General features: G+C 71.1%; 21 protein-coding genes. 11 read left to right on the top strand and 10 right to left on the bottom strand.

The annotated features are described in order from the left end of the window. Window positions 1-195: 195 nt before the first annotated feature. Window positions 196-2601 carry a PAS domain-containing sensor histidine kinase gene (locus VZL07_RS16145; RefSeq protein WP_426756432.1) on the top strand — a complete coding sequence of 802 codons (2406 nt, stop codon included), beginning with the start codon at window positions 196-198 and terminating at the stop codon, window positions 2599-2601. On the opposite strand, the gene VZL07_RS16140 is transcribed toward VZL07_RS16145, so the two are convergent. Together VZL07_RS16140 and VZL07_RS16135 are read right to left on the bottom strand one after the other, a co-directional pair. Then, window positions 2549-3649, bottom strand: a complete 1101-nt coding sequence (locus VZL07_RS16140) for a TolB family protein (RefSeq protein ID WP_426757299.1) — start codon at window positions 3647-3649, stop codon at window positions 2549-2551. The two genes, VZL07_RS16145 and VZL07_RS16140, sit on opposite strands and share 53 nt — an antisense overlap. 7 nt (window positions 3650-3656) lie before the next feature. Continuing rightward, window positions 3657-5285, bottom strand: coding sequence for an N-acetylmuramoyl-L-alanine amidase (locus VZL07_RS16135; RefSeq protein ID WP_426756431.1), 1629 nt, complete (start codon window positions 5283-5285; stop codon window positions 3657-3659). A 440-nt stretch (window positions 5286-5725) separates the two neighbouring features. On the opposite strand from VZL07_RS16135, the gene VZL07_RS16130 reads away from it, so the two are divergent. After that, complete coding sequence (locus tag VZL07_RS16130; protein ID WP_426756430.1) at window positions 5726-6463, top strand: metallophosphoesterase; 738 nt, start codon at window positions 5726-5728, stop codon at window positions 6461-6463. An 11-nt stretch (window positions 6464-6474) separates the two neighbouring features. Then, window positions 6475-7089, top strand: coding sequence for a TIGR02265 family protein (locus tag VZL07_RS16125; RefSeq protein ID WP_426756429.1), 615 nt, complete (start codon window positions 6475-6477; stop codon window positions 7087-7089). Here VZL07_RS16125 and VZL07_RS16120 read toward each other — a convergent pair. Together VZL07_RS16120 and VZL07_RS16115 are read right to left on the bottom strand one after the other, a co-directional pair. Then, entirely contained in the window at window positions 7067-8080 is a 1014-nt protein-coding gene (locus VZL07_RS16120; RefSeq protein ID WP_426756428.1) for a hypothetical protein, read from the bottom strand. The genes VZL07_RS16125 and VZL07_RS16120 overlap by 23 nt on opposite strands. Window positions 8081-8360: 280 nt before the next feature. Further along, a complete protein-coding gene (locus tag VZL07_RS16115) occupies window positions 8361-10328 on the bottom strand; it encodes a potassium transporter Kup (RefSeq protein ID WP_426756427.1) in 1968 nt (655 codons plus the stop codon). Window positions 10329-10532: 204 nt separating this feature from the next. On the opposite strand from VZL07_RS16115, the gene VZL07_RS16110 reads away from it, so the two are divergent. Next, complete coding sequence (locus tag VZL07_RS16110) at window positions 10533-12083, top strand: ATP-binding protein (protein ID WP_426756426.1); 1551 nt, start codon at window positions 10533-10535, stop codon at window positions 12081-12083. Window positions 12084-12117: 34 nt separating this feature from the next. On the opposite strand, the gene VZL07_RS16105 is transcribed toward VZL07_RS16110, so the two are convergent. Beyond that, entirely contained in the window at window positions 12118-12663 is a 546-nt protein-coding gene (locus VZL07_RS16105) for a hypothetical protein (protein ID WP_426756425.1), read from the bottom strand. A 170-nt stretch (window positions 12664-12833) separates the two neighbouring features. Next, the gene (locus tag VZL07_RS16100; RefSeq protein ID WP_426756424.1) at window positions 12834-13274 is read right to left on the bottom strand and encodes a group II truncated hemoglobin; all 441 of its coding nucleotides are present in this window, start codon (window positions 13272-13274) and stop codon (window positions 12834-12836) included. Between the two features lie 164 nt (window positions 13275-13438). Here VZL07_RS16100 and VZL07_RS16095 point away from each other — a divergent pair, with 164 nt between their 5' ends. Continuing rightward, entirely contained in the window at window positions 13439-15505 is a 2067-nt protein-coding gene (locus tag VZL07_RS16095; protein WP_426756423.1) for a hybrid sensor histidine kinase/response regulator, read from the top strand. 7 nt (window positions 15506-15512) lie between these two features. On the opposite strand, the gene VZL07_RS16090 is transcribed toward VZL07_RS16095, so the two are convergent. Then, window positions 15513-16397, bottom strand: a complete 885-nt coding sequence (locus tag VZL07_RS16090; RefSeq protein WP_426756422.1) for a 5'-3' exonuclease — start codon at window positions 16395-16397, stop codon at window positions 15513-15515. A gap of 218 nt (window positions 16398-16615) precedes the next feature. On the opposite strand from VZL07_RS16090, the gene VZL07_RS16085 reads away from it, so the two are divergent. From VZL07_RS16085 to VZL07_RS16075, 3 genes are read left to right on the top strand one after another with little or no spacing between them, the layout of a single operon-like run. Further along, entirely contained in the window at window positions 16616-16975 is a 360-nt protein-coding gene (locus tag VZL07_RS16085) for a DUF4398 domain-containing protein (RefSeq protein WP_426756421.1), read from the top strand. Window positions 16976-17003: 28 nt separating this feature from the next. Beyond that, window positions 17004-18305 carry an OmpA family protein gene (locus VZL07_RS16080; RefSeq protein ID WP_426756420.1) on the top strand — a complete coding sequence of 434 codons (1302 nt, stop codon included), beginning with the start codon at window positions 17004-17006 and terminating at the stop codon, window positions 18303-18305. 35 nt (window positions 18306-18340) lie between these two features. After that, window positions 18341-18949, top strand: a complete 609-nt coding sequence (locus tag VZL07_RS16075) for a GNAT family N-acetyltransferase (RefSeq protein ID WP_426756419.1) — start codon at window positions 18341-18343, stop codon at window positions 18947-18949. Window positions 18950-18955: 6 nt separating this feature from the next. On the opposite strand, the gene VZL07_RS16070 is transcribed toward VZL07_RS16075, so the two are convergent. Both VZL07_RS16070 and VZL07_RS16065 read right to left on the bottom strand, forming a co-directional pair. Continuing rightward, window positions 18956-19714: a DUF1338 domain-containing protein gene (locus VZL07_RS16070; protein WP_426756418.1), complete on the bottom strand. Its 759-nt coding sequence runs from the start codon at window positions 19712-19714 to the stop codon at window positions 18956-18958. 410 nt (window positions 19715-20124) lie between these two features. Further along, window positions 20125-20643, bottom strand: a complete 519-nt coding sequence (locus VZL07_RS16065; RefSeq protein WP_426756417.1) for a hypothetical protein — start codon at window positions 20641-20643, stop codon at window positions 20125-20127. Between the two features lie 164 nt (window positions 20644-20807). On the opposite strand from VZL07_RS16065, the gene VZL07_RS16060 reads away from it, so the two are divergent. Then, window positions 20808-21314: an N-acetyltransferase family protein gene (locus tag VZL07_RS16060; RefSeq protein ID WP_426756416.1), complete on the top strand. Its 507-nt coding sequence runs from the start codon at window positions 20808-20810 to the stop codon at window positions 21312-21314. 63 nt (window positions 21315-21377) lie between these two features. Here the strand turns inward: VZL07_RS16060 and VZL07_RS16055 are convergent, their stop codons facing one another. After that, a complete protein-coding gene (locus VZL07_RS16055; protein WP_426756415.1) occupies window positions 21378-23018 on the bottom strand; it encodes a DUF7151 family protein in 1641 nt (546 codons plus the stop codon). A 657-nt stretch (window positions 23019-23675) separates the two neighbouring features. On the opposite strand from VZL07_RS16055, the gene VZL07_RS16050 reads away from it, so the two are divergent. Further along, window positions 23676-24200 carry a phage tail protein gene (locus tag VZL07_RS16050; protein ID WP_426756414.1) on the top strand — a complete coding sequence of 175 codons (525 nt, stop codon included), beginning with the start codon at window positions 23676-23678 and terminating at the stop codon, window positions 24198-24200. A gap of 217 nt (window positions 24201-24417) precedes the next feature. After that, on the top strand, window positions 24418-25509 hold the full coding sequence (locus tag VZL07_RS16045; protein WP_426756413.1) for an AI-2E family transporter: 1092 nt from the start codon (window positions 24418-24420) through the stop codon (window positions 25507-25509). Window positions 25510-25523 lie beyond the last annotated feature (14 nt).

Genomic DNA, 25523 nt, shown 5'->3' with positions numbered 1-25523 from the left:
GTGCCCCCAATCGTCCCTCCCTGTCCACCCTGCCGCACTCTCGGTCGATGCCGGCAGGCAGGGGCCTGACGCATCTGTGGCTGGAGCGTCGCGACCGGGGGCCTCGGAGCGGTGTGTCGCGGGAGAGCGCCTGTGCGTTCCTGGGGGGACGCCACGATGAACGAGTGCTGGAGACCTCAGCGTCGCAGCGCGGCCATGGCCCGTGGGATTTCATGGCTCGCCGCGCTGGGGGCTCCTCTCGTGGGCTGCCTGTACCTCGTGGGCTGGGCGCTGGATGTGGAGATGTTGAGGCCCGGCGTGGCCGGCATCCCCCTGACGCCGACGACGGGCGTGGCCATGGTGTTCGGCGGCGCCTCGCTCGGCCTGCGCCTGACGTCGCGTCCCTTCCGCCACCGGGAGGCCCTGGCCATCGCCGGTGCGCTCGTGATGCTGGTCATCGGCGCGCTGAGCCTCGTCCGCGACGTGACTGGCTGGGATGCGGGGCTGGAGCACGTGATGCTGCGCCTGCTCGACGAGCAGTTCTCGTCACTGCCCCGGCCGTCGCCCCTCACCGCCACCTGCATGACGTTGCTGGGCCTGGCCCTCGCGCTCCTGGGCACCCCTCGGCACGTCCGTCTCCGGGACACGCTGGTCTCGCTGTCACTGGTGAGCTCGACCCTGGGCCTCAACGGCCTGCTGATGGGCCCCTTGCTGGTGGTGGGCACCCTGCCCTTCCTCGCCGAGCGCAGCATGGGCCTGCCCACCGCGCTGACGATGACGCTGATGGGGATGGGGACGCTCTGCGCGCGGCCGGAGCTGGGCCTGGTGAGCCGCATCACCCGCGACTCGCTCGGCGGCTTCGTCGCGCGCCGGCTGGTACCCATGGCGCTGCTCGGCCCGTCGCTGCTGGGCATCGCGCTGATGCTCCTCTACGAGATAAAGGCCATCAACCTGGAGGCGAAGCTCCCCATCTTCGCCACCTTCGTCAGCGTGGGCGGCACGGCCCTCGTGCTCCTGTCCGGACGGGCCCTGGACGCCATCGAGACCCGGCGCCAGCAGGCGCTCCTGGCGCTGGAGGCCTCCGAGGCCCGCTACCGGGGATTGCTGGAGACGACGCCCGCCCCGCTGCTGACCGTGGATGCGCAAGGGCTGCTGCGCTTCGTCAACGCGGAGGCGGAGCGGGTCTTCGGCTACCGCCGTGAGGAGCTGCTGGGCCGCGAAGTCGAAGTGCTGGTGCCCGAGGGACTCTTCGGTGGCCAAGGCCTGGCGCCCCTGCACGGCGAGCGAGCCATCAGCGGTCAGCGCAAGGACGGCAGCCAGGTATCGCTGGAGGTCCGGCTGAGCCCCTTTTCAGGCCCGGATGGGGTGGGCACGCTCGCCGTCCTCCGGGACGTGACGGAGCGGGAGCGGTTCCTCGCCCGCGTGCAGCGGGCCCGCGAGGAGGCGGAGCTGCAGCGCAGCCAGGTCCAGGCGCTGCTGGACCATACGCCCGTGGGCATCCTCTTCTTCGAGCCCGACCATGATGAGCTGGTGGCCAATCTCGTGACGGAGCAGCTGCTCGGGCGCCCCATCCGGAACCTGGAGCAGAGCTGGTACCTGCAGGTCCTGCTCACGCCCGACGGCAAGCCGGTCCGGAGCGAGGAACTGCCCATCGTCCGCGCGCTGAACACGGGCCAGCTCGTAGGCCCCGAAGAGCTCCTCATCGCGCGTCCTGACGGGCAGCGGGTGCCCGTGCTGGTGACGGCGGCGCCCGTCTATGGCCCCGGCGGCGGGGTGCGCGGTGTCGTCTGCACCATGCAGGACCTGACGACGCGCCACGAGCTGGAGCGACTGCGGGAGGAGTACGTCAGCCTCATCTCGCACGACCTGCGCAACCCGCTCCACACCATCAGCCTGCGCGTCGAGCAGCTCAAGCGCGCCCTGCACAAGCGAGACCTCGAGCGGGAGGAAGCGATGACGGAGTCCATCCAGCGCAGCGTGGTCTGGATGAGCGCCATGATTGAAGAACTCCTGGAGGGCTCGCGGCTGGAGTCCCAGCGGGAGACGCTGCGGCGCGAGCCTCGGGACCTGGTGCACTTCCTCGAGGGGGTGATGGAGCGCGACGTGCCCCCCGACGCCCGCGAGCGCTTCCACCTGGAGGTCCAGGGCCCGCTCCCCCCGGTCTGGGTGGACGCGGCGCGGCTGGAGCGGGTGTGCGCCAACCTGCTGAGCAACGCCGCCAAGTACAGCCCGGACGGGCAGCCCATCATCGTGCGCGCCTGGCTCGAGCAGGGGCAGGTGGTGGTGTCCGTGACGGACCGGGGGGCCGGCCTGACACCGGAGGACGCCGCGCACGTCTTCGACAAGTACTACCGCACGCGGAAGAGCGGGGTGATGGACGCGAAGGGCCTGGGCCTGGGGCTCTACATCAGCCGCCTCATCATCGAGGCCCATGGCGGACGCATCTGGGTGGAGAGCGAGCCCGGCAAGGGCTCCACCTTCAGCTTCTGCCTGCCGGTGGAGCCCCCCGGTGAGCGTCCGCTGCCGCCACCGGGCAGCTCGGCCCCGGCGGCGACAGGCGGCTCCGCCCTCAGCGCGTCGCCGTCCAGCGAGGCAGCCAGTCCGCCCCCTTCGCGCTCGTGAGCCGCGTCTGCCCGGAGCCGTCCGCGCGCATCAGGTACACGTCCGTGTCGCCCTGGCGCTCGGACACGAACGCCAGGTACTTCCCGTCCGGGCTCCACGCGGGCATGTCGTCCCGGTGCTTGCCGTCCGTCAGCGCCACCGGCGCGCCGCCCGTCACCGGCACCACCCAGATGCGGGTGTTCCCATCCGGCAGGCGGCTCACGTAGGCCAGCCGCTGCCCATCCGGGCTCCAGGCGGCCTCGCGCTCGTCGCCAGCGAAGGAGTCACCTGACACGGCGCGCAGGTCCGAGCCATCCGGACGGAGGAAGTACAGCCGGTCCTTGCGCTCCCGGTCGCTGACGATGACGAGCCACTTCCCGTCCGGGCTCCACTTCGGCGTGCGGTCCTCATGGTGGAAGAAGGTGAGTCGGCGCTCACCGCTTCCGTCCGCGTTCACCACGTAGACCTCGGGGTCGCCCTCGCGGCTGCACACGAAGGCCACCTCCTTGCCATCCGGAGACACCGCCGGCTCGAAGCAGCCCTGCGGCACCTGCGTGAGGCGCACCTCGGGCACGCCCTCGCGGGGCTCCAGGCGCACCACGTCGCTGAAGCCCTGGGCGTCGGACTCGGCCACCAGCCAGGTGCCGTCCGGCGCCCAGCTCGCATTGCGCGCCCGCGCCCGGGGCGGGTGCAGCGGCACCGCCGGGCCCTTGCCATCCAGCGGCAGCACGCGCATCTGCTGGCGGTGCAGCCCACCCTCCTCCGTCGCGGAGATGATGAGCAGTGACGTGCCGTCCGGCGACACGGGACCGGGATACTCGTCCTCCTCGCCGCGCGTCACCTGCGTCTCCACCCCGTCTGGACTCACCTTCCAGACATCCTTCTGCCCTGCCCGCTCCGACAAGAAGATGACCACGCCCGGAATGGCGCGAGCCTCCTCCTGAGACAGCGGCCCGGCGCCGGACGTCCCGCCACACCGGCCGGAGCACCCGACACCGAGCACGGCGAGCGCGGTCAGACACCGCGCCCGCCACGGCCAGGAACGCTGAAGCCGTTCAAGGCCCCGCATCATCACCTCACTGAATCCGGATGGCGTCCGCCATGACGACGTAGCCCTCGCTGGCCCAGCGGCTCAGCTGCACCTTGTTCCAGCCCGCGGCGAAGTCGTAGGTGCCCAGGGTGACCCACCTGCTGCCGTTGGTCTGCTGGTTCACCGTCACCGTGCTGTTGCCACCCGTGTGGGTGATGATGAAGGGCGCCGCGGGAGAGCGGTTGGTGCCCTGCACCCACCAGGCCTGGATGGTCCGGCGGCCCGCCGACGGCATGTGGAAGTGGAACACGGCCGGCTCGGAGATGGGCTGCGTGGAGGCGAAGTAGTAGTCGTTGCCGTAGTAGCCCGCGCTGGTGCCACGCGCCCAGGTCGACGGCACCGCGATGTAGCCCTTGCTCGAGTCGTTGTTGGCGTTGTTGCTGTCCACGACGATGACGGGGTTCGTGCCGCCGCCGTCACCACAGTAGCTGCGAATCTGGTTGATGTAGGTGGTCCACGGCCAGTTGCGGCCCGGGTCCGTGCGGTTCTCCGGCTGCAGCCGGGCGTGCGCCACGATGTGGTAGCTGTCGCGGGGGATGCCCCGGTCCCGGGTGATGTCGCACGTCAGCCTGGCGGAGGTGTTGATCATCCCCGTGGAGAACGAGGCCGAGCTGGCGTAGCCGCCGTGCTCGATGCCGATGGAGAAGTCGTTCGTCGACCGGCCGTTGAGGTTCGACTTGACGCCGCCGTTGAGGCTGCTGCGGTAGGCAGCGCCCACGTGCCAGGCGCGGCTCGTCTCACGCACGAGCTGGGACACCTCGGTGCCGCTCTCGTTGACCACGTAGTGCGCGCTCACGCCCGCGGAGGAGTTGGTCAGCCAGCTCCAGCACCCGGAGTAACCACCCTCGCAGGTGTGGATGATGACCATCTGCTGGCCCATGCCGGAGGGCCGCGCGTTGTAGTTGGGCGACGGGCGCCAGATGGAGGCCGCGTAGTCGGGACCGGCCGCCAGGGCCTGCATCTTCGGCAGGGCGAACTTCGCCTCGACGGGGGTGGCCTCCAGCGACACCGCCACCTTGCCCGCCGGCGTGAACGCGCCGGCGCCCTCGCGCAGCACCGCGTACACGTCGTTGTGGACGTAGTGCGCCTGGATGTCCGGGTCGGAGATGTCCGTCAGGCGCACGACCACCGGAGCCCACGCGCCCAGGTCCTGGCGGTCGATGCCCGCCTCGTCCGCGAACTTCGACAGCAGCGCGGCGCCCGCGCGCAGGTTGGCCAGCGGCTCGTCACGCACCGCGTCCGCGGACACGCCCGCCAGGGCCGCGCCGTCGGTGATGTGCTGGCCGCGCAGGGCCAGCAGACCGAAGGCCGCCGGACGGCCCTCGAACTCCTCCTCACCCTTGACGTGCTCCCAGCGCGTCTCCGCGTAGGAGATGGCCTTGAGCAGGCTCGCCGGGACGTTGAACTCCGCCGCCGCCTTGGCGAACAGCGCGTCCAGCTCGTTGGGCGTGCGGCGGGCCGCGTCGGCCACGGCGCGGGCGGCGTCGTCCGCCACGCCCGCGGGAACCTGCGACTCAGGGGCCGTCTCTTCCGGAGACGCTTCGGGCTGGGGGCCACAGGCGGACAGGGCCATGGCCGCGGCCGTCGCCGCGAACGTCTTGCGCAACACGTGCATGGAAACTCCTTGAAGGGGGGTCAGCAGCTCCACGGTCGCTCCCGTCCTCGGGAGCGGCGCAGGGAGCGGCCCACCAGCACCATGCATGCCAGCCGTGCCTTCCCAGGGAACACTTCATTTCCGGAGACGCAGGTGGAGCATCCATGCACCACCCTCCCGTCAAGAAATCCGCCGCCGACACCGCGAGGCGACACTCCAACCCCTTGGAATCAGGCAGACCCGACATGTATGCCTGCGTATTCCAGCCCCAGAACTGGCCAGCCCATGTCGCACTGGCGCGTTTCGAGACAGCCATACGTAAATATTCTTTACTCTCATTCCAGCGCTTCTCGCTTTTTGGCGGGACACCGGACACACACGTTGTCGGCCGGGAGGGATGCGGACGCCAGGACGGGGACGCAGGGGCCGACAGGGGCGAGGGCTTCCGCTATGAGGGGGCCATGCGGCTCTTCGGAATCGGCGACACCCACCTACCCTCCACGCGACAGAAGGACATGCACCGCTTCGGGTGGAACGAGCACCCGCTGCCGCTGCAGCGGGCCTGGGACGAGCGGGTGGCCCCGGAAGACGTGGTCATCGTCGCCGGAGACATCTCCTGGGCCACGCGGGCGCACGAGGTGATGGACGACCTGGCATGGCTGGACGCGCGCCCGGGCCGCAAGGTGCTGGTGCGCGGCAACCATGACTACTGGTGGGGCGACTCCGCCTCCAAGCTGCGCAAGCTGCTGGAGCCGTTCCGCACCCTGGAGGGCTTCCTCCACAACAACGCCGTCGTCATGGGCCCTTGGGTGATTGCGGGCAGCCGCCTGTGGACCGCGCCCGAGGCGCCCCCCATGCCCGGCGGAGAGATGGGCGACGAGGCGGCGGACACCGGCTACGTGGAGCGCGAGACGCGCCGGCTGACGGCGTCCATCGAGGACGCCAAGAAGAAGGAGGCGGCCAGCCCCTCGCCCCTGGTGCGCGTGGTGGCGGTGCACTTCCCGCCGGTGTACGCGAACGAGAAGTCCACCGCCTTCAGCGGGCCCATCGAAGCCTTCCAGCCGAAGGTGTGCGTCTATGGCCACCTGCACGCGGCCGGCATCGCCGCCGGATTCACGGGCGAGCGCGGCGGCGTACGCTATGTGCTGGCCTCGTGTGATGCCGCGGGCTTCGCCCCGGTGCTGCTCGACGAGGTGTGAGGAGTCGCCCCATGCCGTCCAACAAGACGGAGCTCGCGGCCCGCATCGCCGCCGCGCAACCCGGTGACTCGGTGCGCGGCCTGTTCTTCAAGTCGGTGCTCGGCCTGGTGCAGCAGCGGGCCGGGCTGGCGGCGCTGGAAGCGGTGCGCGAGGGCGCGCTCACCGCGGCGTACTCGGACCTGCTCACGTACCCGGCACGCGACTTCCTGACGCTGCTCTACCGAGCGGCGGACGCGCTCGAGTCCCTGCTGGGCGCCGAGGACGCCGTCTTCCACGCCTGCGGCGAGCGGGACGTGGCGCGCTTCTCCTCGGGGCCGGGCATGCTCATCTTCGGCATCATCTCCCGGGGGGACCCGCACAAGCTCTTCGCCGGAGCGCAGATGGGCTACAGCGCGGCCGTCAGCTACGGCAGCCGCGAGTACGTCCCCACCGGCCCCTGCTCCGGCACCCTGCACGTGCGCCGGGACATGCTGCCGCCCGCCTACCACGAGGGCATCCTCACCGGCGCGTTGAAGGTCCTGGGCCTGCGCGGCACCGCGCGGGCGACGCCGCGAGGCATCGACAGCGCGGATTACGACATCCAGTGGGAGCCGGCGCCCGCGCTCAGTCCACGCGGGTATAGGTGACGTCCAGCTCGGCGACGACGCGCTCGCCCACCGAGGCCTGGCAGGTGAAGGCATGCGCGTCGCCGTCGTGCGAGCGGCGGTGCGCACCGAAGGTCACCGTCTGGCCCGCGTAGGCCAGGCTGTCCGCCGACAGGCGCACGCTCCTGGCGACACAACGGGCCCAGGGCGCGCCCTCCAGCCGGCGCAGCAGCGTGGTCGCCACGCGCGTCATGCCGCTGGCCACCACCGCCACCGGCATCACCGGGTGCAGCGCGAAGTGCCCCTTGCACATCTCCGCCGTCACCGGCCCCAGCGTGGCCGACAGGCTCTCGCCGTCCGGCCGCCAGTCGCGCAGCGCCAGCGGCTTGCTGTAGGGGTTCTGCCGCAGCTTCGCCCACTCCTCGGGAGAGCGCTGCACGCCGTCGTCGCGGCGCGGCTCGCGGCGCATGTCCACCCGCGCCTCACCGAACAGGCGCGTGAAGGCCGCGGCCGACAGCACGTTGTAGTCCACCTCCAGCCGGAAGAAGGGCGTGCCGTCCGGCAGCGACAGCAGGGTGCGCGCCGTGGCCGTGCGGCGGCCGGTGAACTCCGCCTTCGCCAGCCCCCACAGCAAATCCGTGGCGCGGGTCATGGGCTCGGGGCGCAGCCACTGCCCGCGCGCGCCGCACGCCAGGTAGAAGTGCTGCCCGTCCTTGGCCGCCATCAGCGCGGACGCGCACGAGCCCAGGATGGCCAGGTGCCGCCCCGCCTCGCCCAGGCCGATGGGGCCCGCCTCCGCGTCCGGGTCCTGCTGCACGGGGATGCGCGCCACCACCTCCCCCTCCCCCATCACCGTCACGTCCTTGAGGGCGAAGTACGGGTCGCGCACGCAGATGCGCGGGTAGAGGTCCGCGTGCGTCAGCACCGTGTGCGGCGCCAGGCCCGTCAGCGTCTGCAGCGTCGGCCCCGGCGGAGCCCAGGCGGAAGCAGGGGCAACAGCGGAGTTCGCGGACGCGGGCGCAATGTCGAGCATGGGACTGACCTGGTTTCGGACGAGGGGTGTCGGGGGACACCGGTTTGCGTGATACCGAGCTTCGCTCCGTCCGCGGAGGATTAATTCCGCCGGACGAAAATGATTTTCGGCATACGGTCCGAATTGTTGCGTCCTGCCGTAATTTTACGCCCGAAAGGTAAATTCGGGCACAAGTGTGGCAGGGAGGCGCAGCCCAGGTCGCAAAAACCCCATTCAACGCAAAGAGTCAAGGACGGATATGGGGCGAAGCCCACCCGCCCTGCCTTGGGCGTTCGCGGCGCTACAACTCCACCTGCGCGCCCAGCTCCACCACCCGGTTGGGGGGGATGCGGAAGTAGGAGGTGGCGCTGCGCGCGTTGCGGCTCATCCAGGCGAACAGCGACTCGCGCCACACGGCCATGCCCGGGCGCTTGGTGGGAATCAGCGTCTCCCGTCCCAGGAAGAAGCTGGTGCCCATCAGCTGGAACTGGAGCCCCTTCTCGCGGCAGCGCTTCAGCACGTCGGGGATGCCCGGGTTCTCCATGAAGCCGTAGCGCGCCACCACCCGCACGAAGCCCTGCTCCAGCGGCTCCACCTCCACGCGCTCGGCGGGTGGCACGTGCGGCAGCTCCTCGGAGAGGATGGTCAACAGCACCACCTGCTCGTGCAGCACCTTGTTGTGCTTGAGGTTGTGCAGCAGCGCCGGCGGCGTGCCTTCCGCGTTGCCCGTCATGAAGATGGCCGTGCCCGGCACCCGCACGGGCGGGTGGTCTCCGAAGCTGTCGAGCAGCTGCTTCAGGGGGATGCTGGTCGCGCGCAGCTTGGCCGCCAGGATGTCGCGCCCCCGCTTCCACGTCGTCATCAGCGTGAACACGACGACGGCCATCAGCAGCGGGAACCAGCCACCGTCCGCCACCTTCACCGCGTTGGCGCCGAAGAAGGCCAGCTCCACCACCAGGAACAGCCCGACCACCGGAACCGCCACCCACCGCCGCACGTTCCACAGCTCCCGGGCGACGACGTAGGCCATGCACGTGGTGATGACCATCGCCGTGGACACGGCGATGCCATAGGCCGACGCCAGCGCGCTGGAGGAGCGGAAGCCGAGCACCAGCGCCACCACGCCCACCAGCAGCGCCCAGTTGAGGCCGGGCAGATAGATTTGCCCCATCTCCTCCGCCGAGGTGTGCACCACCTCCATGCGCGGGCTGTACCCCAGCTGCATCGCCTGGCGCGTCAGCGAGAACACACCGGAGATGAGCGCCTGCGAGGCGATGACACCCGCCACCGTGGCCAGCGCCACCAGCGGGTACAGCATCCAGGAGGGCGCCAGCAGGAAGAAGGGGTTGCGCGCGGCGCTCGCGTCGCGCAGCAGCAGCGCCCCCTGCCCCAGGTAGTTGAGCATCAACGCCGGCAGCACCATGGAGAACCAGGCGAGCTGGATGGGCTTGCGGCCGAAGTGGCCCATGTCCGCGTAGAGCGCCTCGCAGCCCGTCACCACCAGGAACACACCGCCCAGCACCAGGAAGCCGTGCAGGTGGTTGTGCTGGAACAGCTGCACCGCATGCCAGGGCGACAAGGCCCCCAGCACCGCCGGGTTGTGGACCAGCTCCTTCACGCCCAGCCCTGCCAGCGTGAGGAACCACACGCACATGAGGGGCCCGAAGACGGCGCCGATGTCCGCGGTGCCGTGCCGCTGCACCAGGAAGAGCCCCACCAGGATGACCAGGGCAATGGGGATGACGTAGGGGTCGAAGACGGACGTGGCGACGTGCAGGCCCTCCACCGCGCTGAGCACGGTGATGGCCGGCGTGATGATGCCGTCGCCATAGAGGAGCGCCGCGCCGAAGATGCCCAGCGTTATCAGCACCGGCCGCGAACGGTGCGACGGCTGCCCGCGCTGGCGCTGCATCACCAGCGCCATCATCGCCAGGATGCCGCCCTCGCCCCGGTTGTCCGCCTTCATCACGAACAGCAGGTACTTCACCGACACGATGGTGATGAGCGACCAGAAGATGAGCGACAGCACCCCCAGCACGTTCGCCGGGGTGGGGGGAATGCCGTGTGGCCCCGTGAAGCACTCGCGCAGCGCGTACAGCGGGCTCGTTCCGATGTCGCCATAAACGATGCCCAGGGCCCCGAGGGCCAGCAGCGCCGAGCGTTTGAAGGTGTCCGGGCCGTGTCTGGCCTCTTCGCCGCCCGGCACTCCGGTGGTGGTCGCTTTCACAAGCCCCGCTTTAGCTGAAAGCGGGCCCGGAGCAACGGCCACGGCGTTGCCCCGCGAGTGCTCCCCTGTGGGCCTGACTCGCCCCCGCCTCGGCGTCACAGGGCGCCAGGGCGGGGAGTGCGTCCGGAACGCACCATGCCAGGGCGCGGATGTTCGCCAGCCACGCCCCCCGGAGAACCTGCCCGCGCGGACGCTCCTCGGATGGTTCCAGCCATGCTCCCTTGAGTGAATGAGTGGGGGGACGCGATGACGACGGTGGCGGCGCTCGGTCAGGCAGAGGCCCGGTGGTCCGGAGCACGAGGTCCAGCGTTGCTGGAAGCCATCCTCCAGGCCTCCCCCGTGGCCATCCACCTGCTGGACCTGGATGGCACGGTGCGGCTGTGGAATCCCGCCGCCGAGCGGCTGTTCGGGTGGCCCCAGGACGAGGTGCTCGGCCGCCGCGTGCCCTGGGTCCCCGACATCCAATGGGAGGCCTTCCACCGGCACCTCGAAGAGGTGTCGCAAGGGCAGACGCCGCCGGGCCTGGAGCTCGCGCTCCACCGGCGCGACGGCACGCCCCTGCACGTGGAGCTGTGGACGTCGCGGGTGCCCTCGGCGTCCGGCCCGGCGCAGTGCCTGGGCATGCTGGTGGACCTCACCGAGCGGCGGCGGAACGACGCCTTCCGACGCCTCCTGTCCGAGGCGGGTGACGTGCTCGGCGCCAGCCTGGAGCAGGACGCCACGCTGGAGCACCTGGCGCGGCTGGCCGTGCCCGCCCACGCCGAGTCCTGTCGCGTGTACCTGGAGGACGCGGAAGGCCGGGTCCGGTGCGTCGTCGCCTCGGGGCTGGACGCGCGCGTGGCCGACCTCGACGGGGAGCCACGGACGCCGGCGTACGCCGTGGTTTCACGCGTCATCGCCTCCGGCGAGGCGGAGCTGCACCGGGGCCCCCCCTCCTGGCTGTGCGTGCCGCTGGGACGGCGGGGCCAGCCGCTGGGCGCGCTCGCGTTCACCACCCGTGAGCGCGCATATGACGCCAGGGATGTGACGATGGCGAGCGAGCTCGCCCGCCGGGCCGCGCTCGCCCTGGACCACGCGCGGCGCTACCAGGAGGCGCTTCACACCATCCGCGCGCGCGAGGAGCTCCTCGCCATCGCCAGCCACGAGCTGAAGTCACCCGTCAGCGCGCTCCAGCTCCAGCTGCACAACCTGCGCGCCCTGCTCGAGCGCTCCGGCGACGCCCCACCCCGGGAGCGCATTCAGCGCGGCGTGGACCTGATGGGCCGGCTGACGAAGCGGCAGGCCCTCCTCATCGACACCCTGCTGGACGTGTCCCGCATCCACGCGGGGAAGTTGGAGCTGCGTCCGGAGCCCATGGACCTGGAGGCGCTGGTGCGAGAGGTGGCGGAGCGCTTCGAACCCGAGCTCGCGAGCTCCGGCTCCCGCCTGACGCTGACGCTGTCCCCGGACAGCCAGGGCCACTGGGACCGGCTGCGCCTGGACCAGGTGCTCACCAACCTGCTGTCCAACGCGCTGAAGTACGGGCGGGGCAACCCCGTCCACGTCGAGCTGACGGGCACCGCCGCGCACGTGCGCCTGGACGTGCGCGACGGAGGCATCGGCATCGCGCCCGAGCGCCTGCCCCACCTCTTCCACCGCTTCGAGCGCGCCGCGGCCGGCCGCGCCTACGAGGGGGTCGGCCTGGGGCTCTGGATTGTCCGGCAGATGGTCGAAGCCATGGGCGGCGACATCACCGTGGACAGCGAGCTGGATGTGGGCTCCACCTTCACGGTGCGGCTGCCACGTCAGCGCGGGTGAGGGAGCCCGGGCCCCACCCGCGCCGCGTCCGCGCTCACAGCGCGAGGAACAGGATGGCGACCTTCTCCTCGGGGCTCGCCGCGAGGAACTCGTCTGGCAGCCAGACTTCGGACCCCGGCGTCATGGCCCGGTCGCAGCTCCTGCGGCCCGTGTAGAAGCGGTTCGAGTCCTCCGCCTTCAGCCGGTAGGTGCAGTCGCGGACGTAGACGGTCAGCTCGCTGGGGCTCAGCTTCAGGTTCACCGGGCGTCCGCCAAAGCCGCCCTTGGCCACGATGGCGTCCCCTTCCCGCGTCACCTTCACATTCACGGGCGCGCCGCCCAGGGCCCCCTCCACGAGCCCGTCCTTCAACGTCAGCGTGAAGTCCCCTCGCAGCGCCCGGCCCTTCAGCATCCCCGGCGAGCGCGCCATCTGGAAGTCCGCCCCCGTCACCGACTGCGGCGTCATCTCCAGGTTGAACGACTGGAACGCAATCTTCAGGTTGATGGCGTCCTGCTTGGGCTCGGCCACCGCCGCGCCCGCCCCTAGCAGGACCCCCATCACCAGCACGCTCCGGCGGAGCGGCATCAACACGCGCTTCATGTGGAGACCTCCTCGTACGGTTCTCATCCCCGGCGGGATAACGTCAGTGTGGCCACCGGATACCGCCCCGTCATTCACCCCGCTGTCGCTCCGGGGAATTGCTTGCGGCGTGAAGGACATCTCCCCGCCCTCGCCGCCCGCATGCCCACCGGCCGTGCCCGCCGCGGGGCTCACTCCTCGACGTTGCGCAGGAAGTCCGCCACGTGGGCGAAGCGCTGATCGAGGAAACGCCGCAGCCCGCCGGTGATGCCGCGCGCGTCCATGGCTCGCTGCATGGAGCGCAGCCACGCATCACGCATGGCGATTCCGACGGGCAGGTGGCCATGCCGCATGCGCAGCCGGGGGTGGCCGTGGCGCTCCGTGTAGTCCTGGGGTCCCCCCAGCCAGCCGGCGAGGAACAGGCCGAAGCGCTCCCGCGTCCCGCGGTTCACCCGGCCCTGCTCGTCCAGTTCGTGCAGGCGCGCCAGTTCCGGCTCATGGGCGTCCATGGCGTCATAGAAGGCCTCGGCCAGGGCCTTGGCCGCCTCCATTCCCCCCAGTCGCTGGTAGGGCAGGTCTTCCGGGCTTGGCACCCAGTCATCATCCGAAGGCATCTTCAGTTCTACGGGCATGACTTTCCTTCTACCGCCGGTCGCGACCAGGTTCATGCGGACTCGCCGTGCGAGCCGTTCTCTCCGTCTGACGGAAGGCGAACAGGGAGGCAAGGGCCACACGCTCCACCTGCCCTGGAAGATTTGACCTGGGCAAGAGGCGGTTGCTAGAGCCACGGCCACCCGTGCCATCCGCCCCCCTCGTCGCACCGTCGCCCCCCGTGGTCTGGGTGCTCGACGACAGCCCGGTAGAGACCCAGGCCATCTGCCGCGCGCTGGAGCCCGGCTGCCAGGTCACCGGCTTCCTGGATGGCGCATCGCTCCTGGAGGCGCTGACCCAGGGGCCTTCTCCCGAAGTGCTCGTGCTGGACTGGTACATGCCCGGCATGTCCGGGCTGGAGGTCTGCCGCTTCATCCGGAGCAACCCCGCCACGCAGCACGTCCCGGTGCTGCTGATTACCGGCAACACGCTCGCGGAGTCCGTGGTGGAGGGACTGTCCGCGGGGGCCAACGACTATGTGTTCAAGCCCTTCCGCCCGGTGGAGCTCGCCGCGCGCGTCCAGACCCTGGCGCAGTGGGAGCGCACGCGGCGCAAGGCGCTGGAAGAGGAACGCGCGCGACGCCGGCTGCTGGAAGGCACGCTGACGGAGGTCCAGGCCGCCGAGGAGCGCGCCTGGCGCAGCGAGCTGCGCTTCCGGCTGGCGGCGCGAGCCACGCGCGACGCGGTGTGGGAGTGGGACCCGCGCACGGGCCTCATGGACTGGACCACCGGCCTCCACGAGGTGTTCGGCTATGCCTCCGGCACCATCCGGGACGAGCGCCGCTGGTGGGAGGAGCGCCTCCACCCCGAGGACCGCGCGCGCGTCGTCGCGGGGCTGAAGGCCACCCTGGACGGCTCCGTGCACGAGTGGCAGGACACCTACCGCTTCCAGCGCGGCGACGGCACCTGGGCCTACGTGGCGGACCGCTGCCACATCATCCGCGACGCCAGCGACCGGGCCATCCAGGTCGTCGGCGCGATGCAGGACATCACCGAGGACCAGCAGGCGGAAGCCGCCCGGACGCGGCTGCTGGAGCTGGAGCGCAGCGCCCGGGAGGAGTCGGACCGGCAGAGCACCCTGCTCGCCACGCTCTTCGAGCAGGTGCCCGCGCTCCTCGGCGTGCTGAGCGCGCCGGACCAGCGCTGCGTGGTGGCCAACGCACGGCTGCGGCAGCGCTTCGGTCAGCGTCCGCTGGTGGGGCACACGCTCCGAGACGCCCTGCCGGAGCTGGAGGGCCAGGGCGTCCTAGAGCTGCTGGACTCGGTGTTCGCCACGGGCGAGCCCTTCAGCGCCCGGGAGCTGCCCGTGCGCATCGCCCAGGCGCCGGGCGCGGCGCTGACGGAGAGCTACTTCGACTTCATGTACCAGCCGATGCTGGACGCCAGCGGGCAGGTGACGGCCGTCATCCTGTTCGCGGTGGAGGTCACCGACGCCGTGGATGCGCGGCGAAGGGAGTCGGAGCGCGCGGAGGAGATGCGCGCGCGCGCCGACTTCGAGCGACAGCTCATCGGCATCGTCAGCCACGACCTGCGCAACCCGCTGAGCGCCATCACCCTGGCGGTGTCGATGATGCTCCAGCGCGGCGCCCTGGACGAGCGCCAGGAGCGGCAGGCTCAGCGCATCCGCAACTCGGCGGACCGCGCGACGCGGATGATTCGCGACCTGCTGGACTTCACCCGGGCGCGTCAGGGCACGGGGCTCCCTGTGTATCCGCAGCCCATGGACCTGCACGAGGTCGTCCGCTCGGTGCTGGACGAGGTGCACGCCGGCTGGCCCGAGCGGCACCTGGAGATGGAGCGCAGCGGCAGCGGCATGGGGACCTGGGACCCGGACCGGCTGGCGCAGCTCATCGGCAACCTGGTGGGCAATGCCCTGCAGTACAGCCCACCCGGGACGCCCGTCCGGGTGACGTCCCGGGGCGACGAGGACGGCGTGGTGCTGGAGGTCCACAACCAGGGCCCTCCCATTCCGCCGGAGCGGCAGTCACGCATCTTCGAGCCGCTGGAGCGGGCCACGGTGCGCCCGGAGGACCACGGCCGGCGGAGCATCGGCCTGGGGCTCTACATCGTGCGCAGCATCGTCGTGGCCCATGGCGGCACGGTGGAGGCGCGCTCCTCCGAGGCGTCCGGCACCACCTTCACCGTGCGGCTGCCCCGCCATGCGCCCACGGCCCTGCCCGTGCGCGCGGACGGCGGCGAGGCCACGGGGTAGCGGCGCTTCAAGGCGCCCAGCGCTTGGGACGGCGCTTGAGCGACGTGAGCCCCAGCCGGTCGCAGAAGGCCTCGTAGGCGCTGGCCGGCACGCCCTTCCATTCCAGGTCCGCCAGCGACGCGGTGCCTGGCAGCGGCGCATCCGTCACCAGCGTGGCCAACCGCCGGTAGAGCAGCGCGGCCTCGCGGTGCTCGCGCAGCGTCGCGGCCAGCTTCTCGGCCCCGCGGGGACGCACCTTCCACTCGGCCGCGTCCGCGGGGATGTCTTCCAGGTGGCCATGCGCGCTCAGCAGCGCCGACGCGCCCTTCTCTCCGAAGCCCGGCAGCCCGGGGATGCCGTCGGCCGCGTCGCCCATCAACGCCAGCAGGTCCGGCACGCTCGCGGGCGGGACGCCCAGCTTCGCGCGCACCGCCTCCTCGTCGAGCACCTTCTCCTGCCGCCGGTCCACCTGCACCACGCGGCTGCCGCGCACGCACTGGCCCAAATCCTTGTCCGGGGTGAGCAGCCGCACCTGCTCCACCTCATCCGCCCAGCGGGCCGCCGCCGTGGACAGTGCGTCATCCGCTTCCTGCTCCTTCATGGACCACGCGGTGACGCCGAGCGCGCGCACGGCCTCCTCCGCCAGGTCGAACTGCGCGTGCAGCTCGGGCGGCACGCCCTCGTCGCTCTTGTAGCCGTCGAACAGCGCGTTGCGGAACGAGCGGATGGGGTTGTCGAAGGCCACCGCCACGTGCGTCACCGCCTCGTCCGCGTCGTGGAGCAGCGCCAGCAGCGAGGACAGCAGCCCCACCGTGGCCTTCACGTCCTGCCCTTGGGGTGAGACGTGGCCCGGCCGGGGCGAGAAGTGGGCGCGGTAGAGCTCGTACGTGCCATCGACCAGGTGGAGGCGCATGGGCCCTGTCTACCTCCTGGCGAGGGCCCCGGGCCAGCCTCGCGGCACGGTCTGCGTGGTCAATCCCCACGGGCCGGAATGCCGCGCTCGCGTGGCTGCCCGGCCGCTCTTCGGGCAGCCCTTCCACGGTTGGATTGCCGGCCTGTCAGCGCGGCCTCACCTCTTGGGCTGGGCGCGGTGTCGCGCGTCCACGTCCTGAGCGTCTTGAGGAGGAGACCATGCGCCCCAAGCTGCTGGCGGTGCTGCTGGGCCTGACGATGATGGGATGTGCCGGGCGGCAGGTGCTTCCCGCGACGAACGAGCAGCGCGTCCAGGCCGAGGCGTCGCTGCGGGCCGCCGAAGGCGCTGGCGCGGCGCGTGTCCCCGAAGCCGCCCTTCACCTGGAGTTCGCGCGTCAGCAACTGGCCGACGCGGAGCGGCTGTGGGTGGAGGGTGAGGAGGAGGCCGCGGAGCTGCGCTTCAGGCAGGCCGCCGCGGACGCGGAGCTGGCGCACGCGCTGGCCCGGGCCGTGCCGCTGGAGCGAGAGGCCGCGCGCACCGCCGCCCAGGCGGAGTCGCTGCGCCGGGCCCTCCCATGAGCCGACAACCTCGAGAGGAGAGCGAGACATGCTGAAGCATGGATGGAAGGCCCTCGCGGTGGCCACGGCGCTGGTGGCCGTAGGCTGCGCGCACGCACCTCCACCGCAGGAGCTCCTCAACGCGCGCGCGGCGTACCAGGAGGTCTCCACCAGTCCGCAGGGCCGCGTGCGTCCCCGGGACGTGGCGGAGGCGCGCGACGCCCTGCTGGAAGCCGAGCGGGAGTACGACCGCAGCGAGGACTCCCCCCGCACGCGCTCACTGTCCTACGTGGCACTGCGCAAGGCGGAGATTGCCGAAGCGCGCGGCACCGCGGACCTGGCCGCGCGGCGGCAGGCCGAGGCCCAGGCCGCGCTGCGCCAGGCCCAGGCACTTCAGTGGCAGCGCTCCCAGGCGGAGCTGGACGCGGCACGGCAGCAGCTCGCGCAGGCGGAGCGCGAGCGGCTGACGGCCCTGCGGCAGCAACAGCAGGCTCGGCAGCTGGCGCTGACGCAGCAGCAGGAGGCTGAACGCCTGCGGCTGGCGGCCCAGCAGCAGGCCCAGGCGCAGCAGCAGGAGGCGGAGCGACTGCGACGGGATGCCCAACGCCGCCAGCTGGAGGCGGAGCGACTGCGAAGCCTGGCTCAGCAGCAGCGGTCGGAGACCCAGCGTCTCTCCGGGGAGGCCACACGGCGCCAGGAGGAAGAGCAGCGCCGGCTGCGCGCCGAGGCCGAGTCGCAGCGCCTCGCGCAGGAGAGCCACGAGCTGCTCCAGCGCACCGCGGAGCTGGAGGCGGAGCAGGAAGCGCGCCGCCAGGCGGAGCGGGAGCTGGAGCGCGAACGCCAGGCCCGGCTCGAGGCGGAGCAGCGCGCCACGGAGGCCCTGACGCGCCTGGAGTCGACGACGCGTGACGTGAAGGTGCGCGAGGAGCCGCGAGGGCTGGTGCTGACGCTCTCCGGACAGGTGCTCTTCGCGTCCAACGCGGTGGACCTGCTGCCCGCGGCGCGCGAGCGGCTGACCGAGGTCGCCACCGCGCTGAAGGCGTCCGACAGCGCCCTGGTCATCGAGGGCCACACGGACTCGCTGGGCTCGGACGCCATGAACGAAGCGCTGTCCTATGAGCGCGCGGAGCGCGTGCGTGAGTTCCTCGTCAGCCAGGGCGTGAGCCGCGACCGCATCGAGGTTCGCGGCCTGGGCGAGTACCGTCCCATCGCGAACAACAGCACGCCCGAAGGGCGCGCCAACAACCGGCGGGTGGAAATCATCGTCTCGCGAGGCGACGAGGCCGTGGGCGGCAGCGGCGTCCAGGCCCCGAGCCCGGCCGAGGAAGGTGACACGCGACCTGCCCGCTGAAATCCAGCGGGCGCCGGGGTTGAATGCCGGCCGCCATGGGCTCAGACGCCGTCCCCAGCCTGCTCACCACCGAGCGCCTGCACCTGGTGCAGCTGCCACCCGATGCCGCGTGGCGGGTGCTCGCCTACCATGAGGCGAACCGGGAGCACGTCGCCGGTGTGACGCCCGCGCGCCCCGCCAACTTCTTCTCGGTGACATACTGGCGCACGCGGCTGGCGCAGGACCGCGAGGACTTCCGGCTCGACCTGTCGCTGCGGGTGTTCCTCCTGCCCCGGGGCCAGCCGTTCCAGCTCGCGCCCATCATCGGCAACGCGTCGCTCACCAACATCCGGCGAGGCCCCCTGCAGTCCGCCGACCTGGGCTATGGCCTGGACCATCGCTACGAGGGGCAGGGACTGATGACGGAGGCGCTGCGCGCGCTCTGCGACTACGCCTTCACCGTCATGGGCCTGCACCGCATCCAGGCCAACCACCTGCCGGAGAATGTGCGGAGCGCCGCCGTGCTGAAGCGCCTGGGCTTCCAGGTGGAGGGCTACGCGCGCGAGCTGCTGCTCATCAACGGCCAGTGGCGCGACCACGTGCTCAACGCGCTGATTGCCCCTCGCGGCGAGCCCGAGCCCACCGGGCCGCGCCGCGACGGCTGACCCGAACTATCCGCCTCGCTTCGTCATGTCGAAGAGCGCGCGGGCCTGGGGCCCCAGGAAGCCATCGAAGCCCGGCGAGCGCTGGGCAATCTCGAAGTAGGCGTAGGGCCAGGAGCGGGTGCCACCGCCCTTGAGCTGCACGGGCAGGGGCGCGGCCTGCGTGGCCGTCTGCCGCAGCGACGTGCCGGCTGCCCCCTCGATGTCCGCCTTCATGGGCACACCGGCCTCGCGCATGCGCCGCTGCCACACCTCCACGTCATCCACCGAGCCGGTGAAGTGATTCACCTTCCGGCCGAAGGCGAGCAGCCAGGCGCCGTACTGGGACTCCTTCTCCAGCGCCAGCAACGCGGCCTCGTCCGGCGGCGTCGCGGGCGCGGAGAACCACGCGGCGAGCGCCTCCACGTCCTCGGGAGGAGGCGGGTCCTCGGGCAGCGCGGCCAGCAGCTCGCGGGCGCGGGGCGACAGCTCCTCCTGCTTCAACTCGGAGATGAAGACGCGAGGCAGCCCGGCCGGATGTGACAGGTAGATGGCGGACAGGTGCGCATCGGGGAAGGTGTACGCGCCCGCGGCCTTCCACCCGAGCCGCTCGAAGGGCTGGGAGAAGAGCGCGATGCCGCCACCGGGCCGGGCCAGGGAGCGAAGCGCGACATGATCGTTACGGAAGCTGCCCCCGGAGAGCTGCACGAAGGTGCGCGCATAGGGCACCTCCGCGGCGTATCGCTCCCAGAGCAGGTCGAGGAGGCGGCTGGCGGAGTCGGTCGTCATGGCGCGCGAATCTAGCGCTCCACCCCACCGAAGACCGCCCCACCTCCCCAACCCGTCGCCCGGCGGAAAAAAGAGCGGCGGCGCGCGGCCCCGGGTCCTTGGAGGGGACTTCAACCAGAGACGCGCGCCGCCGAGCAGCGAAGCTGCTGAAGACTCGCCTTGGAGTTTCGAGTCTTCACACCGATGGTATGCATTGACTTCTTCCCCGCCACCGCTCCCGCCACCCGGAAGTGGGCGCCGAAATAGGGTGTGCGGGCGGAAAACGCCAGGGCGACGCAAGGGGCATCACCAACGGGCTGTTGAGCTACCTTGAAGTCCTGCTAATTCACACTTTGTGACCGCAACATTCCACCGGGGATGCGCGGTCCGCGACTCACATCATCTGAATGAGAGAAATCGAGAACTGAGAGTCAGTGCAAATGCTCGGGCAGCATGGGCAGGCCGTGGAAGAAGCGGCGCCCGCTCTCGAAGCGGCGGTGAAAGGTGAATCGGTCATCCAGGTAGAGCCGGGCCATCTCCTCTTCACCGTAGGCGGTGAAGAAGGTGGCGCGCGCTTCGTCGCAGGCGGCTTCATACGCCGCGCGGAGCGCCTCCCAGTCCTCGGGGGGCGTCTCCTCTCCGCTGAGCCAGGCCCCCTGCTCCACGCCGTACTCGCGCTCCATCAGCTCCAGCTCCAGCGCCAGCCGGCACACCCGCGGCACCTCGGCAATCGCCTCGTCCGCCATGGAGGTGAGGATGTGGGCCACGAGGAAGAAGCCTGCATCCGGAGGCACCGCGCCCTCCTCGCGAGCGGCCCGGAAGGCCACGAGCAGCTGCGCGTCCATCGCATCGTCCCCCAGCTCCATCAACCGGGCGGCGAGGCCGCGCCACCGCGTCTCCATCTCACCGGCTTCCTGGAGGAGTGGGGCTTCGTCTCGCGTCTTCTTCATGGCGTGGCTCCTTCGGGACCTGCTTGCGAAAATCTCATCCGGGTCTGACGTCTGACCACGAAGACCAGGACGTCTGGATTTACGGCTGCTTGCATCCGCCGTTGGGCGGATGACGGTGCGGCGCCTGCGCGTCGGGTGGTGGACGCGTCATCGCCCGGAGCGCCATGCTCGCGGCCACTGTGTCCATCGACCTGCGTGCCGTGACGCCCTCGGACGAACCCTTCCTCTTCGCGCTGTACGCCAGCACGCGAGAGCCCGAGCTCGCCGCGTGGGGCTGGGCGCCTGCCCAGCGCGACGCCTTCCTGCGCATGCAGTGGATGGCGCAATCCCATGACTGGGCGGCCCGCCATCCCGGCGCCGACCACCAGGTGGTGTGCATCCACGGACAGCCCGCGGGCCGTCTCCTCGTCGCCAGAAGCGCCGCGGAGTGGCGCGTGGTGGACATCGCCCTGCTGCCCCAACATCGCGGCAGCGGCGCGGGAACCTGGCTGCTGCGCCGCATACAGGACGAGGCCGCGAAGGCAGGCATCCCCCTGCGGTTGCGAGTCCTGCGAACCAACCCCGCGCGCAGGCTGTACGAACGCCTGGGCTTCGAGGTGGACGCCGTCTCCGCCGAAGAGACGGCCGACCCCTACGTGTCCATGGCGTGGAAGCCCGCGCCATGCGCCTGAAAACACGAACGGCCCGCGAGCCGATTGCCCGCGAGCCGTCGCATCCCCCCAAACCGCGCTGACCTACAGGAACACGTTCTCCGGCGTGGGCGTGACGGTCCTCAGGTCGTATCCGGCAGCCCCCGCCTCGGGCACCTGCGGCGCGGACAGCAGCCCGCCACCACCCGAGCCACCGTTTCCACCGCACGCACCTCCGCCACCGCCCGCGGTGATGGCCTGACTGGCGCCCGTGGGATTCGCCGTGGTGCCCGCGGCCCCGGGGTTCACGAGGATGCCGCCCGTCACGACGGGCGTCGTGGAGGAGAGGAGATGGACGATGCCACCGCCACCGCCGCCACCACCGCCCTTGCCCGCACCGCCCTGGTTGTTGCCCGGCCCCCCGTTGCCGCCCACCGCTCGGACGAAGCCCTGCACCGTGACGGCGGCCTTGCCCACCAGGACGACCACGCCCCCCGCGCCACCACCCGAGCCGGGAAGGTTGGCGCCCCCCCCACCCGGGTCACCGTTGGCGTTGATGGCGCCGATGGCCGTAACGCGGAGCGTGCCCTGCGAGAGGATGACCAGGGAGCCACCGCCATCGCCCCCGGACAACCCCATCTGCTTGGCACCTGAGCCGCCCCCCTGGCCACCGGGCCTCAGGAGCTGCGCGGCCTGGAGCGGCTGGAGCCCACGTCCACCCTGGGGCTCGGCCGCGGCCGCACGCGCCACACCCGCCTCCGCCGGTCCATTTCCGGTGTCCTCGGCGCTCTGGTCCACGATGACCGTGCCGCTGATGGTGACGTCACCGGTGGCCCGGATGACCGTGCCACTCGGGACGATCAACGTGCCGTCGATGGTGACGTTCGTGAACTGAAGGTGGTGCCGGCCGGCCAACGAGTTGTAGCCAGGGAGCGTGGTCAGGTCCATGGTGGTTCCACTGGGGATGGTCAAGGACCCGCCCGACCCGTCACCGTACGCGCCCACTGCCCCCGTCGGCCCCTGCGGGCCTTGCGGCCCGCTCGGGCCACTCGGCCCCGTGGCGCCCTGCGGTCCGGCAGGTCCCGTCGCGCCCGCGGGGCCCTGGACGCCCTGAGGTCCCTGGGGCCCGTTGCAGATGAAGCGGGTGAGCGAGAGGTTCTCCTCGCCCGCGTCGAGCGTGCCGTTGCTGTTGGCGTCAACGCCCGTCTCCAGTCGCACGCCCCCGGTTGCGCAGTTGCCGCCCGCCGACTCCGCCGTGGTCCGCATCACCGTTCCCAGGCCAACCGGGCCCTGCGGACCCATGGCGCCAGCGGGGCCGACCGGGCCCTGCTGACCGGTGGGGCCCTGCGGGCCGGCCGGACCGGCAGGTCCCGTTGCTCCCGCGGGGCCGACCGGGCCCTGCTCGCCCTGGACACCTTGTTCACCCTGCGGCCCTGCCGGGCCCTGCACACCCTGCTCGCCACGGAGGCCCTGCGGCCCCACAGGGCCCTGTGGCCCGGCGGGGCCCACCAGGCCCTGACTCCCGTTACACACGTAGCGGGTCAGTGCCGCGTCGACCTCCGCATCCTCCAGCTCGCCATTGCGGTTGAGGTCGAGGCCCGTCTCGATGACGACGCCCGCCTGGGCACAGTTCTCACCCGAGGGCTCCGCCGCGGTGCGCACCAGCGCCGTCAGGCCCGGCGGGCCCTCGGGACCACCCGGCGTCCCCGCGGGACCGGGCTCGCCTTGGGGGCCCTGAGGCCCCATGGCGCCGGGCTCCCCCTGAGGGCCAGCAGGACCTTGTGGCCCCTGCTCACCTTGTGGCCCTTGAGCCCCCGCGGGACCGGCAGGACCTTGCGGCCCCTGCGGTCCCGGCGTGCCCTCCTCACAAGCCGACAGCACCAGCAGTGCCGTCAGGGGCATCGCCTGAAACCACTTTTGATACAGCGGGCGTCGCCAGTTCACGTGCGTCATCTGCCGCTCTCCTCGTGGTGAAACGTCATGCCACGGGCCTCTGAGCAAGCCTCACGCCACTCCGCGCAGCCCGAGGGCAACCCAGAAGGTTCAGCGCCAACCCGGCGCATTTTCTCGTGGAGGGACCCTCACGAAATAGCGCCCTGGCGTACGAGGCGGACGCATCCGCGTTTCGCCAGCACGCAACGACGCGAGCGTCGGGGCCGGACGCATCCGCGTTTCACCGGCACGCAGGAGGCGAGCGTCAGGACTGAACGCACCCGCGTCGGGTTCGGACGCATCGCGGCGCGTGACACACCGAGACATTCAGCCACCGCGCCTCACGTTTCACTGCATCCCGCTGTCACACGCACATGAAACACGCACGCGGAGAGCACTGGCCGGACCTTTGCTCATGAAACCGTCGCGGTTCCCGTTTCATGCAGCTCTCTTCTCGAAAGGTAGACGCACGTGTCAGAGCCCTTCATCGGTCAAATCATGATGTTCGCAGGCAACTTCCCTCCGCGGGGCTGGGCTTTCTGCCAGGGACAGCTGCTCTCCATCGCCCAGAACACGGCGCTCTTCTCCATCCTGGGCACGACCTATGGAGGCAACGGGCAGACCACCTTCGCCCTGCCGGACCTGCGAGGCCGGTACCCCATGCAGCCGGGACAAGGCCCCGGGCTGTCGCCGCGGACGCTGGGTGAGCAGGGCGGCTCGGAGACAGTGACCCTGCTAGCGAACCAGATGCCGGCGCATAACCACTCGCTGAACGTGAGCAGCCAGCAAGGCGACACAGAGACCCCGGTGGGGACCGTGCTCGCGGCGGATAACAACGCGACCATCCTCAACTACCGGGCCGCTCCCATTGACGGAACGATGAACCCTGCGGCCATCGGGGCCGCGGGTGGCTCCCAGCCGCACAACAACATGTCGCCCTTCCTCTGCATCAACTTCATCATCGCGCTGGAAGGCATCTACCCGTCGCGGAACTGAAGCACCGAGCGCCCCTGACGGCGACCGCCTCGCCTCTCGTCATGGAGCGCGAGGCGCGTCCGCGGCAGTCCTCCTGCCCCCGGTCCAGCACGGCCCCGACGCTGAGACGCCTTTTCGTTCCAGGTCCGCACCGGCCCTGGACGCGAGGACGGGTCGCCTGTCCCGGGAAGGGTGGGCACGTCGGGAGGAGCGGCACGGGGCTCGAGCGGGGGCGGTAGTGACGGAGCGCGACGGCAGGCGACAACGCTCCCAGGTCACCCCCACGACGGTATTCACCGTCTGCGCCTCCGTGCTCGGGGTGGTCGCGCTCGTCACCCTGGTGGTGAAGACGCGGGTGGCGCTCACCCTGACGGGCATCGCCATCATCATGGCGCTGGCCCTGGAGCACGGGGTCGCGTGGCTGACGCGGAAGCGGCTGCCCCGGCTGCCGGCCATCGCGTTGATGATGACGGCGCTCCTCGCCGTGGTCGCCGCCCTCGCATTGCTCGTGATTCCCGCCGCCGCGGACCAACTGGACGCCCTGGTGCGTCAGTGGCCCCAGCTCATGGAAGAACTGCGGAGCTCACGGCCCTTCCGCGTGATGAGCGAGCGCCTGAAAGCGCTCGGCTGGAAACGCAGGCTCGAAGAGGCAACGCCGGGGCTCGCCACGGGAGCCCTGCCCGAGCTGCTCGTGCGCGCCATCGGAGGTGCCGTGGGGCTGGTGGCCTCAGCCCTCACCGTCTTCTTCCTCGTCGTGTTCATGCTGACATTCGGAGGAGACCTGATTCGCACGGGGCTGGCCCTGGCGGGGCCCCAGCACCGGATGCGGTACGTGCGAGTCCTCCGCAACGTGTACAGCGCCACGGGGGGCTACCTCTCGGGGCTTGCCCTCATCTGCACCATCAACGCGACCCTGACGACGGGGATGCTGGCCATCCTGGGGCTGCCGTACTTCCTGGCGCTGGGCATCGCCAGCGGGTTCTCCAGCCTGGTCCCCTACGTGGGGCCCCTCATCGCGGGCGGCTTCATCACGCTGCTGACGTGGGCCACCCAGGGCACCTGGGTGGCGGTGGTCGCGCTCGTCTACTTCCTGCTGTACGGCCAGCTCGAGGGCAACGTCCTGGCGCCGCTCATCTTCAGACGCACGGTGCACGTCAATCCGCTGCTCGTGCTGCTGTCCGTGCTGTTCTGCGCCGAGCTCGCGGGCATCGTCGGCGCGGTGGTGGCGGTGCCCGTGGTGGCCACCGTTCAAATCATCACCCGCGAAGTCCTGCTCTTCCGGCAGGAGCGCAGCGCGTTGCCTCCGGGCCGCCCTGAAGGCCCGGCATGACGCCCGGGAGGGAT

It is taken from the genome of Pseudomyxococcus flavus (assembly GCF_050038885.1).
Lineage (GTDB): Bacteria > Myxococcota > Myxococcia > Myxococcales > Myxococcaceae > Myxococcus > Myxococcus flavus.
The sequence above is the reverse complement of the archived record's forward strand: the minus strand, read 5'-3'. Positions and strand labels throughout refer to the sequence as shown.